This is a genomic window from Mesorhizobium sp. B2-1-8, from assembly GCF_006442545.2.
Lineage (GTDB): Bacteria > Pseudomonadota > Alphaproteobacteria > Rhizobiales > Rhizobiaceae > Mesorhizobium.
Genome location: NZ_CP083952.1, coordinates 1471868 through 1484750 on the forward strand (window position 1 = coordinate 1471868; position 12883 = coordinate 1484750).

The 12883-nt window shown below is 63.3% G+C and carries 11 protein-coding genes; 5 read left to right on the forward strand and 6 right to left on the reverse strand.

What is annotated here, in order from left to right; all coding sequences use genetic code 11:
• Genes FJ970_RS07235 through FJ970_RS07245 form a run of 3 tightly spaced genes read right to left on the reverse strand, consistent with a single transcriptional unit; the run spans position 1 to position 4465 of the window.
• Complete coding sequence (locus tag FJ970_RS07235; RefSeq protein WP_140754501.1) at positions 1-1227, reverse strand: aminomethyltransferase family protein; 1227 nt, start codon at positions 1225-1227, stop codon at positions 1-3.
• Between the two features lie 51 nt (positions 1228-1278).
• Entirely contained in the window at positions 1279-2859 is a 1581-nt protein-coding gene (locus FJ970_RS07240) for a phytoene desaturase family protein (protein WP_140754499.1), read from the reverse strand.
• Positions 2846-4465 carry a phytoene desaturase family protein gene (locus FJ970_RS07245; protein ID WP_140754497.1) on the reverse strand — a complete coding sequence of 540 codons (1620 nt, stop codon included), beginning with the start codon at positions 4463-4465 and terminating at the stop codon, positions 2846-2848. Before FJ970_RS07245 ends, FJ970_RS07240 begins: the two co-directional genes overlap by 14 nt.
• A gap of 252 nt (positions 4466-4717) precedes the next feature.
• On the opposite strand from FJ970_RS07245, the gene FJ970_RS07250 reads away from it, so the two are divergent.
• The 5 genes from FJ970_RS07250 to FJ970_RS07270 all read left to right on the forward strand — a co-directional run bounded on the left by FJ970_RS07250 (position 4718) and on the right by FJ970_RS07270 (position 9867).
• Positions 4718-5518: a methyltransferase domain-containing protein gene (locus FJ970_RS07250; RefSeq protein ID WP_140754495.1), complete on the forward strand. Its 801-nt coding sequence runs from the start codon at positions 4718-4720 to the stop codon at positions 5516-5518.
• Positions 5519-5545: 27 nt separating this feature from the next.
• A complete protein-coding gene (gene betI / locus FJ970_RS07255; RefSeq protein ID WP_227792048.1) occupies positions 5546-6238 on the forward strand; it encodes a transcriptional regulator BetI in 693 nt (230 codons plus the stop codon).
• 43 nt (positions 6239-6281) lie between these two features.
• The gene (locus FJ970_RS07260; RefSeq protein ID WP_140754491.1) at positions 6282-7364 is read left to right on the forward strand and encodes an ABC transporter substrate-binding protein; all 1083 of its coding nucleotides are present in this window, start codon (positions 6282-6284) and stop codon (positions 7362-7364) included.
• Positions 7365-7483: 119 nt separating this feature from the next.
• Entirely contained in the window at positions 7484-8560 is a 1077-nt protein-coding gene (locus tag FJ970_RS07265) for an extracellular solute-binding protein (protein WP_140754489.1), read from the forward strand.
• Positions 8557-9867: a flavin monoamine oxidase family protein gene (locus FJ970_RS07270; protein ID WP_140754487.1), complete on the forward strand. Its 1311-nt coding sequence runs from the start codon at positions 8557-8559 to the stop codon at positions 9865-9867. The genes FJ970_RS07265 and FJ970_RS07270 overlap by 4 nt, the downstream gene beginning before the upstream one ends.
• Here FJ970_RS07270 and FJ970_RS07275 read toward each other — a convergent pair.
• The 3 genes from FJ970_RS07275 to FJ970_RS07285 are packed head-to-tail and all read right to left on the reverse strand — an operon-like array spanning position 9831 to position 12692.
• Positions 9831-10904: an ABC transporter ATP-binding protein gene (locus FJ970_RS07275; RefSeq protein WP_140754485.1), complete on the reverse strand. Its 1074-nt coding sequence runs from the start codon at positions 10902-10904 to the stop codon at positions 9831-9833. The two genes, FJ970_RS07270 and FJ970_RS07275, sit on opposite strands and share 37 nt — an antisense overlap.
• A 52-nt stretch (positions 10905-10956) precedes the next feature.
• Positions 10957-11778 carry an ABC transporter permease gene (locus FJ970_RS07280; protein ID WP_140754483.1) on the reverse strand — a complete coding sequence of 274 codons (822 nt, stop codon included), beginning with the start codon at positions 11776-11778 and terminating at the stop codon, positions 10957-10959.
• A complete protein-coding gene (locus FJ970_RS07285) occupies positions 11775-12692 on the reverse strand; it encodes an ABC transporter permease (protein WP_140754481.1) in 918 nt (305 codons plus the stop codon). Before FJ970_RS07285 ends, FJ970_RS07280 begins: the two co-directional genes overlap by 4 nt.
• Between the last annotated feature and the right edge of the window lie 191 nt (positions 12693-12883).

The following is a 12883-nucleotide window of genomic DNA, read 5'->3' on the forward strand; positions in this document are numbered from 1 at the left end:
TCAGAAGTCCGCCGGCGGGTTGGCGGTGCGGCGGTCGAGCTTTATGAAGGGTCGCGCCACGACCTTGGCCCGTTTCATCAGCTTCTGGTACTGCAGCTCGCGCATGGCGTAGATCTCGACCCAGAGGTCCTCCACGACAATATCACCATAGGGCCGCGCCAGCGAGGCGATGGCGATGTTGCGCTTGGCCATCGGCGACCACATGGCGGCGCTGACCAGGCCGACCTCCTGGCTCTTCCTGTAGTAGACGATCGCGTGTTCGGCGGGGATGTTGCCCTCGATCTCCAGCCCGACCAACACATGGCGCAGCTTGCGTTTCGCCCTCGCTTCGAGGATGGCGCGACGGCCGTTGAAATGCTCCTTCTCCAGATCGATCATGAAGCCGAGCCCGATCTCGTCGGGCATGCGCCGGCGGTCGGCGCGGATGGCGTGTTCGGCGGTGGTGAAATCGGCATTGGCGACAATCAGCCCGGCCTCGAGCCGGGCGCGGTTGAGCGCGGTATAGCCGATGGCGCGGATGCCGCGCAGTTCGCCTGCCGCCATCAGCCGATCCCACAGGCTCAGCGCCTTATCGGCCGGAACGAACAGCTCGTAACCGAGATCGCCGGTAAAGCCGGTGCGTGAAATGATGACCGTGCCGCCGTCATGCGGGAACTCCGCAAGGTCGAATATTTTCAGCTTCTCGACACCGGTGAAACCGGCATCGCGCAGCACTGCGAAGGAGGTTGGGCCCTGCAGGGCGAGCCCGGCGACGGCCTCGGTCTCTTCCTCGACAATGACGTCGAAACCAAGGGCACTGTCCAGCAGCCACGGCAGATGCCGTTCCTGCGAACACAGCCGAAAGCGGGTCGGCGAGAGACGGAACAGCGTGCCGTCGTCCAGCACAAAACCTTCGTCGTCACACCACGCGGTGTAATGAATGCGGCCGGGCCTGAGCCTCGTGACATCGCGCAAGGTGACACGGTCGAGGAAGGCTTCGGCATCCGGTCCCCCGATCCGGTATTTGGTCATCGGCGAGATGTCGAACAGCGCCGCCTGGCTGCGGATGGCGAAATATTCGAGTTCTTCGTCCCAGAGCGAATGTGGTGCGCGGTAGCCGGCCCAATTGTACCAGTCCTGGGTCTTGGCCAGCGCATCGAGGCGCGGCTGGAACGGCGTGCCGAGGCGCAGCGTGCGGAAGTGGGATTGCGCCAGGGTGCGGGCCGCGTTGTCGAGCTGACCGGTCATGGCAGCGTTCCTTCGCCGGAGAATGCGGTGTCGGTAAGCTGAAGCATCACGTCACCCTTTCATCGCGATGATGCGCCGCGCGGCGTTCAAGCCGGGCGCACCCGAGACGCCGCCACCGGGATGCGAACCGGCGCCGGCCAGGAACAGCCCGTCGAGTGGCGTGTCGTAACCCGACCAGCCGGAGACGGGGCGCGAGATCAGCATCTGATCGGCCTGCAATTCACCATGGTGCCAATGACCGCCCGGCATGCGGTAGCGCTTCTCGATGTCATCAGGCGTCAGAAGCTCGGCATGGCGCATGGTTTTGCCGATGCCAGGCGCGTAGGCTTCCAACTGAGCCATGATTGCCTCGAGGAATTTCGACTTGCCGGCATCCCAGCCTTCCTTCAATGCATAGGGCGCGTATTGCACCACCGCCGACAGCACGCAGGCGCCGCCTGGCGCCAGCGACGGGTCCGCAAGGCTGGGCAGGGTGATCTCCATCACCGGCTCGGGCGAGAACGCGCCATATTTGGATGGATTGAAGGCGCGCTCGACATGGTCGGGGGAGGGCGCAATGACGAGCCGGCCCTTATTGCCGGCGGCATGGACGCCGACAAATTGCGGCGGCCGGTCGAGCGCCAAATGGAGCTTGGCGGCATCGCCCTTCATGCGGATATTTCTGACCTTGCGCATGAAGCCGGTGTCGATCGCGCGCGGTCCGACAAGATCGAGGAAGGTGGTCGCCGGGTTGATGGCGGAGACGATCGTCCTGGCACGAAGCTCCTCGCCATTGTCGAGGACGACGCCGACGGCGCGGTCTTTCTCGACAATGATCCTTGCGACGGGCACCGATGTGCGGATCGTGACGCCAGCCCTTTCGGCAGCAGCGCGGATGGCGGCGACCACAGTGCCCATGCCGCCCTGCGGTAGCAATTGAGCTCCGGCCGTACCGCCGATCTCTCCGGCCAGACGATAGTAAAGGCCGAGCAGCGAGGTCGGCGAGCGCGGGCCAAGATGGCTGCCCAGCGTGGCGTCGAAGGCGAGCAGGCCCTTCAGCCTGTCGTCGGCAAGCTGCTCGTCAAGCAGGTCGGCGACGTTCATCAAAAGCACGCGCAGGAAGTCGCGCATGTCTTCCTTGCCGAGTTTCTTCAGCGCCAGCGCGGTCTGGCCGAGCGAAGCGGCCTCCAGCAGCGACATGCCGCCGAGATCAGGCGGCCGGCGCGACAGGAAGGGCTTCAGGATGCCTGCATAGCGCAGCAGTTGCGCGCGCAATTCCTTCCAGGCGGACTGTTGCGACGAACTGGCGCCGGTCAGCACCTCGCCATAGGCGCCATGCAGGACAAGCGGCGGTCCATCTTTAGACAATGCGACCGACGGGATGAAGTCGGTGCGAGCGATTTGCAGCCCGTGCCTTTCCAGCTCCAGCGTCTTCATGACATCGGGATGCAGCCGGTTCAGCACATGCGCGACCGACGAGACGCGAAAGCCGGGCGCGAATTCCTCGGTGCGCGCGGCGCCGCCGACTTCGGCTCCGGCCTCCAGCACCAGCACCTTGCGGCCGGCCTTCGCCAGCGTGGCCGCGGCGACAAGCCCGTTGTGGCCGCCGCCAACGACAAGCACATCCCATTTTGGCGCATCAAATGACGTCATGGGCCGGGCTCATATGCGAGGTGGATTTTGCGAGATCGCGCAGAATTTCAGCGGCGGCGTTGCGGCCGGGCGCCCCCATGACGCCGCCGCCGGGATGGGTCGAGGAGCCGCACATGTAGAGCCCACCGACCGGTGAACGATACTGCGAGTAGCCCGGCACCGGGCGGTTGAACAGCAGCTGGTCGAAGGTGAGTTCGCCCTGGAAGATGTTGCCTTCGGTGAGGCCGACCTCGGCCTCGATTTCGCGCGGCGTGCGCACCTCCATGTGTACGATGCGGTCGCGGAACCCCGGCGAATATTCCGCGATCTGCGCAATTACGCTTTCGGCAAAACCGTCGCGATCGGCGTCCGTCCACTCGCGACCAGCGATCCTGGGCGGCGCGTATTGGACAAAACAGCTCATGAAATGTTTCCCCGGCGGCGCCATGGTCGGATCGAGCGTCGTCGGCATGACCATGTCGAGGAACGGATCGGCGGACCAGCGGCCGGCCTTCCAGTCATCATAGGCGCGCTCCATGCGCTCCATCGAATCGGTGAAATGCATGTCGCCGCGATAGACCGGCGAATCCTTAGGCAGCGCCGGGAATTCCGGCAACGAATCGAGCGCTATGTTGACCTTGCCTGAGGAGCCACGGATCTTGAAGTTCTTGACCCGGCGCAGGAAGATGTCGGGCAGTTCCTTCTCCTCGACCAGCTTCAGGAAGGTGCGTTTCACGTCGGCATTGGAGACGACCAGCTTGCCGTAAATCTCCTCGCCGCCGGCCAGCACGACGCCCTTGGCCTTGCCACGGCTCACCAGCACATGGTCGACCTCGGCGCCGGTGCGGATCGTGCCGCCGGACGCCTTGAAGGAGGCTGCCAGCGCCTTGGTTACCGCGCCCATGCCACCGCGCGCATAGCCCCAGGCGCCGACCGAACCGTCGACCTCGCCCATATAGTGGTGGAGCAGGACGTAAGCCGTGCCTGGCGACATCGGCCCGAGTGCCGTGCCGATGATGCCGGACAGCGCGAAATTCGCCTTGATGACGTCGGTCTCGAAATATTCGTCGAGGAATTCCGAGATCGACATGGTCCAGAAGCGCAACGTCAGCGCCATTTCCTCGGCGGAGAGACCAGCGAATTTCTTGCCGAGATAGAGCAGCTCGCCAAGGTCGCGCGGCTTGAGACTGGTGGGGTCGGGCGCGGTGCGCATCAACAGTGGCTGGATGAAGCGGCACTGCCGCGTCACGTCGCGAGAGTAACGATCATAGGCCTCGGCATCCTTTTTGGAGAAGCGGGCGAATTCGCGCCGGTGCCCGTCGTGGTCGCGGTAGTTGGCGAGATAGTCGCCGTCGCGGGTGAACACCGCGCCGCCCTCATAGGAAATCACCTGCAGGCCGAAGCGCGGCAGCTCGAGATCGCGCATGATCTCGGGGCGGAACAGCGAGCAAACATACGAGCAGTTGGAATAGAGGAAGCCAGGCGTCAGCTCACGACTGGTGGCGGCACCGCCGACCCAGTCGTTCTTCTCCACCACCAGCACGTTGAGACCGGAGCGCTGCAGGTAACAGGCGTTGACCAGGCCGTTGTGTCCTCCGCCGATGATGACCGCATCCCAAGCTTTCATTTTGGCTCAGTCTTCCCTGTTTTGCGCAATTCCGGACGGAAAACCGCTCACACTTGTCCTGGAATTGCTTAGGCGATCCGCTTTTCATTTTTGCGTGATCTGTTCCCGAATGCGTGGAATTTGGCATGGCACCAGCCGTTCTGTCCACCCGTACTGAATGAATGTTCAACAAATGATATTGCGGTTTTTTGGACTTGGGTTACGCTTTGCCGGCGTTCGAAACAGGCATTCGTCGATTGGGGCCGAGGGCTGATGATCGAAACGGTGGAAGCCGAGCCGGAATATGACGATACCGCCATCCGCTTCCTCGAAGCGCTGTGGGGCGATGGCTACCTATCGCCGGGCGGGCCTGAAGAGGTCGACCGGGTGGTCGAGGGGCTTTCTCTCAAGGACAGGACCGTCCTCGATATCGGCTGTGGCACCGGCGGCATCGCGCTGCATCTGGTCGAACGCCATGGCGCTGCCCACGCCACCGGTTTTGATGTCGAACACCCGGTGATCGTGGCGGCCAGACAGCGTGCCACGGCGCGTGCGCTGGCGGAGAGGACGAGCTTCATCCAAGGGCCGCCGGGGCCTCTGCCCTTTACCGATCGCTCCTTCGATGTCGTCTTTTCCAAGGACGCGCTGTTGCATGTACGTGACAAGGACGCCTTGTTCGCCGAGATTTTCCGCGTGCTGAAACCGGGCGGGGTCTTTGCCGCCTCCAACTGGATGATCTCACATGACGGCGAACCGTCGGCCGAGATGAAGGCGTATGTCGCCGCCGAGGGGCTGTCCTTCGCCATGGCCTCGCCGGCGCGCTATGCCGAGGCGATGCGTGGCGCCGGTTTTACCGATGTCACCGTCAGGGACCGCAATCCCTGGTACCGCGAGGTCGCGCGCGGAGAACTCGAAAGGCTGAAAGGGCCGCTCTATCCGGCCGTTGCCGCCGTGGTGGGCGCGGCCTATGTCGACAAGAACATTCGAACCTGGGAAGCCATGCAGAAGGTGCTTGACAGCGGCGAGCACCGTCCCACTCATCTTCGCGGGTGGAAGCCGGATGCAGAGGGATAGCCGGCGATGCTGGAGACCATCACACGCATGAAAACGGCAGACGCCAGGGACGCGCTCCTTGAATCGGCGCGGAAGGCCGAATCCGACAAGCGCGGGCGCAAGGCCTCGAAGGAGGTCAGGCAGCTTCAGCTCATCGAGGCGACGATCGATTCGCTGGCCAAGCGCGGCTATTCGGAAACGACGATGGCCGATGTCGCCGATGGCGCCGGCCTGTCGCGCGGCATCGTCAACTTCCATTTCGAGAGCAAGGAAAAGCTGCTCATCGCGACCTTGCAGCACATGTATGACGAATACTCGGCGCATTGGCGCAATGCCCTGCAGAAGGCAGGCGATGATCCTGCCGACCAGCTTCAGGCGCTGGTCGCGGCAGATTTCGACCGCTCGATCTGCAACAAGCGCAAGCTTGCCGCCTGGTGCGCCTTCTGGGGCGAGGCCAAGTCGCGGCCGACCTACCAGGCGTTGAGCAGCGCCCGCGATATTGTCTATCAGGACATCTTCATCGAACTCTGCGCGACGCTCAAGCAGAGCGGCGGCTACGGCTATGAGCCGCAGGTCATGGCATTGGCGCTTAGCGCCATGCTGGAAGGGCTTTGGCTGCGGCTGATGATGGGAACCGAGAACACGACCCGCGAGACCTCTTTGCAGGCGGCGAACGAATTCCTGTCGGCGGCTTTCCCGAAGCACTACCCGCGGAAGGCGGCCGGGCCAACAAAATCATAAGAAAAGACGAAGCCATAAGAAAACCGCAGAGGATGGAACAGCAATGAAGACACTGGCAAGACGCCTGACACTGACGCTTGCGCTGACTGGTGCACTGGCGGCTTCGGCCGCGGCACTGGCGATCGCCGCCGACAAGGACCTGATCGTGTTCGACTGGTCCGGGTATGAGGCCCCGGGCTTCCACCCGAAATATGTCGAGAAGAACGGCGATTCGCCGACCTTCGCCTTTTTCGGCGACGAGGACGAGGCGTTCGAGAAGGTTCGTTCCGGCTTCAAGGCCGACCTTGGCCATCCCTGCTCGCAGAGCGTGACGAAGTGGCGCGAGGCTGGCCTGCTGCAGCCGCTCGACACCTCCAGGATCACGGGCTGGAAGGACCTCAATCCCGGCATCATGGCCATGAAAAATCTCGCCACGACCGATGACGGCAAAGCCTGGTTCATGCCTTGGGACTGGGGCAACACACAGCTAACCTACAATTCCTCCAAGGTCGACGAGAAGGACGTGCAGTCGCTGAAGGCGTTCGCCGATCCGAGGTTCAAGGGCCGGGTGTCGATCGGCGACAATGTCGACGATGCCTATGCGCTGGCGAGCCTCGCCATCGGCCTGAAGGACTGGACCAAGATGACCGACGACCAGTTCAAGCAGGCCTCCGACTTCCTGCGCCAGGTGCATAAGAACGTGCGCTCCTACTGGACCGACACCACCGACGTCGTCCAGCTTCTGAGCGGCGGCGAGGTCGACCTCGCCTGGGCCTGGAACGATGCGACCGTGCAGTCGGTCGCCGCCGGCGTGCCGATAAAGTCGAAGAGGGACACGGCGGAAGGCATCTCGACCTGGGTCTGCGGCTATGTGCTGTTCAAGGATGCGCCCGGCAATACCGACAAGGCCTATGATTATCTCAATGCGGTCAACGATCCGGAGATCGCCAAGGTCCTGGTCAAGGACTGGGGCTACGGGCAGGCCAACGCCAAGGGCATGGCCGGCGTCGATCAGGCCGTCCTGAAGGAAAAGGGCTATGACGACGTGCAGAAATTCGTCGACAAGACGCTGTTCCAGCAGCCGCTGCCGTCCGATCTCAAGCTCAAGATGATCGCCGAGTTCGAGAAGATCAAGGCGGGCTATTAAGCCTTTGCCTGCCGAGCCGGTCCGTGCGCCGGCTGCGGCGGCGGATGGGCTCGCCAAAGCGCTTGAATTTGCCTAACCTCGCTCCCGACATCTTTCGCGATGGGGGAGTTTTTCGCGACGTGAATTCCGTGCTTCGCCGCCTTGTCATCGCCACTGCCTGCACGCTCGGTGCCGGCGCGGTTTACGCGCTCGCCGAAGGCGGCGGCGACCTCGTTGTGTTCGACTGGTCGGGCTATGAGGATCCGCTGCTGCACCCGGCCTACACGAGCAAATACGGCGCCGAGCCGACCTTCGCCTTCTTCGGCGACGAGGATGAGGCCTTCGAGAAGATGCGGGCGGGCTTCAAAGCCGATATCGCGCACCCCTGCTCGCAAAGCGTGGTGAAGTGGCGCGAGGCCGGCATGCTGCAGCCGCTCGACACATCCAGGATCGCCGGCTGGAAGGACCTCAATCCCGGGATCATGGCGATGAAGGATCTCGCGGTCACCGCCGACGGCGAGGCTTGGTTCATGCCATTCGACTGGGGCAACACCTCGCTGCTCTACCGTACCGACAAGGTGACGGCCGAACAGGCACAGTCGCTCAGGATTTTCGCCGATCCGCGGTTCAAGGGCCGCGTCACCATCGGCGACAATGTCGACGACGCCTATGCGCTGGCGAGCCTGGTCATCGGTCTCAAGGACTGGACCAGGATGACCGACGACCAGTTCAAGCAGGCTTCCGCTTTCCTGCGCGACGTGCACAAGAACATCCGTTTCTACTGGACCGACGACACCGACCTCAATCAGGCCTTTATCGGCAGCGAGGTCGATCTCGTCTGGGGCTGGAACGAGAGCTTCGTGACGCTGAAGGGACAGGGCCTGCCGATCGCCATGAACCGCGAGACCAAGGAAGGGATTTCAACATGGGTGTGCGGCTATGTGCTGATGAAGGATGCGCCAGGCAAGCTCGACGAGGCCTATGATTTCCTCAGCGCCGTCAATGCGCCCGGCGTGTCGGACTATTTGGTCAAGACCTTCGGCTACGGCCACGGCAATGGCGCCGGGATGGCTGATATCGACCACAAGGTGCTGGCCGACCGCGGCTTCGACAATCTCGACAAGTTCCTCGACAAGACCCTGTTCCAGCAGCCGGTACCGCCGGAGCTGAAGAAGCGCATGATCGACGAGTTCGAGAAGATCAAGGCTGGCTATTGAACGACAAGACCGAAAGGACCGACGTCGTCATCGTCGGGGCCGGCTTCACCGGTCTGTCGGCCGCGATTGAATTGAAGCGCGCCGGCGTAGATTTCGTGGTGGTGGAAGCCCGCGATCGTGTCGGCGGCCGCGTCGAGGCCAAGCGAAACGGGCTTGGCGAGCGCATCGACAGCGGTGGCCAGTTCCTGTGCGAGGACATGCCGCAGCTGATGGAACTGGCGCGGGCTCGCGGCAAGACCTTCGTCGAGACTTACGTCGAGGGTGATTTCATCACCTACCCGTCAATGTCGGTCGGCCGGGCCGAGCGGACCTATCACGCCTCGATGGCAATCCGCGAACGCATGAACAGGATCGAGCCCTACGATCCTGCCATTGCGGGATTGACCGTTGCCGAGTGGCTGGAGAGGCAGGATGACGCGGGCGAGGCAAAGACGGTCTTCCGGTCGATGATCGAAGGCCTGTGGTGCCTGGCGTTGGAAAAAGTGCCACTCTGGTATCTGATCGACAATGACCGGCGCATCACCAACGAGGTGCCGGAGCTGCAATATTCCCTGCGCGAGACCATGCAGTCGGTGGCCGATGATCTGGCCGAGGACCTCGGCGGCCGGGTGAGGCTTGGTGAACCGGTCACCCGCATCGAATGCGGTCCGCCAAGGGTTCGTGTCGTCTCGAGCAATGGCGTGATCGAAGCGCGCGAAGTTCTGGTCGCCGTGCCGCCGGCGACAGCCGCGAAGCTCGATTTTACGCCCGCTTTGCCGGCAGCCCTGGAAACAGCGCTCGGCGCCTGGGAAAGCGGCGCGGTGATCAAGATCCTGGTGCGCTATCCCAAGCCGTTCTGGCGCGAGCGGGATTTGAGCGGAATGGTGATGTGGCGGGACCTGCCGGGGCTGTTTGCCTGTGACGCCAGCAGGGATTCCGATCATGCGGCGCTTGTCGTCTTCGTTGGCGGGCCGCTGGCGCTGCGCTGGCACGAACTCGGCGAGGCGGATCTCCGGGCGCAGGTGACGACGAGGCTCGTGGAGGCGCTCGGTCCGGAAGCGGCGGATAGCCTCGATTTCAACCGCCGCGACTGGACGCATGACGGCTGGAGCGGCGGTGCCTATAGCGACCTGATCGTCGATGTGACGGCGAGGGATGCCGAGCGCACCATTCTTGCCGGTGCGCCGCCGGTGCATTTCGCGTCGTCGGAACTGTCGCCGTCATTCCCGGGCTATGTCGAAGGCGCGATCGTGGCCGGACGCATCGCGGCGCGCAGGATCATCGCCGATGTTCAGTCGGCCATCGCGACCAGGGCTTCCGGGTCATAGGCGAGGCGGATCGGAGTGCCGACCGGGATATCGTCGGCGCCGAAATCGTTGGTCTCTGTCACCGACAGCGGCTTTTCCAGGCCGGGGATCTCGACGATCAGATGGGTGATCTCGCCGAAATAGTGGCGCTCGACCACCTTGCCGGCGACCTCGAATTTGGCTGTCGCATTGTCCCATAGTACGCGCAGCCGCTCGGGCCTGATGCCGAGCGTCGCGCCGCCGCCGTTGCGAACGAACGCCTTCGGCTTGTCGGTCTTGATGCGACCGAATCCCAGCGTGTCGACGATCAGCGTGGCGCCGTTCTCCTCGACGATCTCGGCCTTGACGAAATTCATGCCGCCAAGGAAGTCGGCGACCTGGCGGTCGACCGGGCGCTGGTAGATCTCCTTGGGGGAGGCGACCTGCGCGATCCTGCCGCCGAACATCACGGCGATACGGTCGGACATGGCGAGCGCTTCGTACTGGTCGTGGGTGACCAATACGAAGGTGATGCCGACCGCCTGCTGCAGGCGGCGCAACTCGACTTGCATCTGCTCACGCAGCTTCTTGTCAAGCGCCGACAGCGGCTCGTCGAGCAGCAGAACTTTTGGCCGCATCACCAGGGCGCGGGCAAGCGCGACACGCTGGCGCTGGCCGCCGGAAAGCTCGGTGGCAAGCCGCTTGCCGAGGCCGGTGAGCGAGACCTGCGCCAGTGCTTCCTCAACCCGGCGCTTCTCCTCGCCGCCCTGCAGCTTCAGCCGCTTCAGCCCGTAGGCGACGTTTTGCTCGACATTGAGGTGCGGGAAGATCGCGTAGCTCTGGAACACCATGTTGGTCGGCCGGCGGTTCGCCGCGATGCCTTCCATGGGCTGGCCGCCGACCGCGATCGAACCGCTGGTCGGATTGTCGAAGCCGGCGATCATGCGCAAAAGCGTGGTCTTGCCGCAGCCGGACGGGCCGAGCAGGGAGAAGAACTCGCCTTCCCTGATGGTCAGGGAGGCGTCGTCCAGCGCCTTGAACGCTCCGTAGCTGCGCGTGACGTTGCGGATCTCGATCATCGGTCTTTCGGATTGGATCCTGTCCGCGTGAGGGCGCTCGATCCGCGGCTGCTCAGGCATAGAGGCCTCCCTCGTTCTGGGTGCGTCTGGCCGCGCGGCGACGCAGGATTTCGGCAATTGTCATCAGCAGGAAAGAGGCAACCAGCAGCAGCGTGCCCAGCGCCAGCACACCGGGCAGTTTCGACGCGAAGCGCAACTGGCCCCAGATGTAGATCGGCAGCGTCGCTTCGGTGCCGGTGAGGAAGAAGGCGATGATGAATTCGTCCAGCGAGATGGTGAAGCAGACCAGCAGGCTGGAAATGATCGCCGGCGCCACCATCGGCAACGTCACGCGCCGGAAAGTTCCGAACGCGCTCTCGCCGAGATCGGCGGAGGCTTCCTCGAGGCTGCGGTCGAAACCCTCGAACCCGGAAGTCAGCACCGTCATCGAATAGGGAATGCAGATCAGGACGTGGCCGAGCACGACGGTGAACAGCGACAGGCTCAAGCCAAGCTGCAGCATCACCAGCAGCATGGAGATGGCAACGATCACTTCGGGCAACACGAGCGGGGCCATGATCAGACCGTTGATGGCGCGGCGGCCGGGATAGCGGTAGCGGGTGATCGAGCGGGCGGCGAGGATGCCGAGCACGGTGGCGAGCAAGGAAGCCGAGACGCCGACGATCAGGCTGTTCCAGGCGGCGTCGAGCAGCGCCGGCGTGCGCGGCAGGTCCTCGTACCATTGCAAGGTGAAGCCGGTCAGCGGGAATTTCGGCGTCGCCGCCGTGTTGATCGAGAAGATCGGCAGGAAGATGACGGGCAGATAGAGGAAGACGATGTAAAGGAACGCATAGGCCGACAGCCAGCCGCCCGGCAGGAAGCGCCGCGCCCTCATCGCGCCATCCTTTGCAAGGTGCGGATGACCAGCACCGTGGCGCCGGCCATCAGGGAGACGATCAGCATGGTGGTGACGGAAAGTGCGGCACCGAGCGGCCAGTTGGCGGCCTTGCCGAACTGCGCCTGGATGGCGTTGGCGATCATGACGCCGTCCTTGCCGCCGACGAGCTTTGGCGTGACATAGTCGCCGACCGTCGGGATCATGACGATCAACGCCGCGGAAATGACGCCCGGCGCCGACAGCGGCAAGGTCACGCGCAGGAACGAGCGCAAGGGACCATCGCCAAGGTCGGTGGCGGCTTCGACCAGTGTGCGGTCGACCTTCTCCAGGGACACGAAGATCGGCAGGATGGCGAAGGCCGCCCAGGCATGAGTAAGCGTGATGATGACGGCGCTCGAATTGTAGAGCAAGGCTGTCGACGGTTCGTCGATGATGCCGAGGCCCATCAGGCCGGAATTCAAGACGCCATTATAGCCCAGGATGACCTTCCACGACATCACGCGCAAGAGATAGCTGGTCCAGAACGGGATGGTGATGAGGAACAGCCACAGGCTCTTGTGACGACCGCCATGGAAGGAAATGAAGTAGGCGATCGGGTAGGCGAGGACGACGGTGAACAGGCTGACCGTCAGCGAGATGTAGAGCGAGCGCCATAGGAGATCGCGGTAGATCGGCTCGGCCAGCGCGACGCGGTAGTTTTCCAGTGTGAAGGTGCGGTCGATGGTCAGGTAGTGCTGCGTCCAGAAGGAGTGGGCGATGACCACCAGGATCGGCAGGACCAGCAGGATGAGCGCGTAGAGGAAGGTCGGGCTGATCAGGGCAAAACCCTGTACGGGCTCTGATTGCAGAAGGGCATTTCGTCTGGCCCGCGTCATGCGCAACGGGGGCGACCCTTCCGCAGCCACCGTCATTGGAGGGCTCCGGGTGTGATCTCGGTTGCTGGCCTGGACTGTCCCGCCATACGGCATCCCATCGGACTGGCGCCGGCTTTCGTTCCCCTTGCCGGCTTTCTTTCATCATGCGCGCATCCGCGGATTGAAATCAAGCGCTAATTCTGTAATATTGATTGAACGGACATTCAAAATCGTGTGAGCAGGGCGAC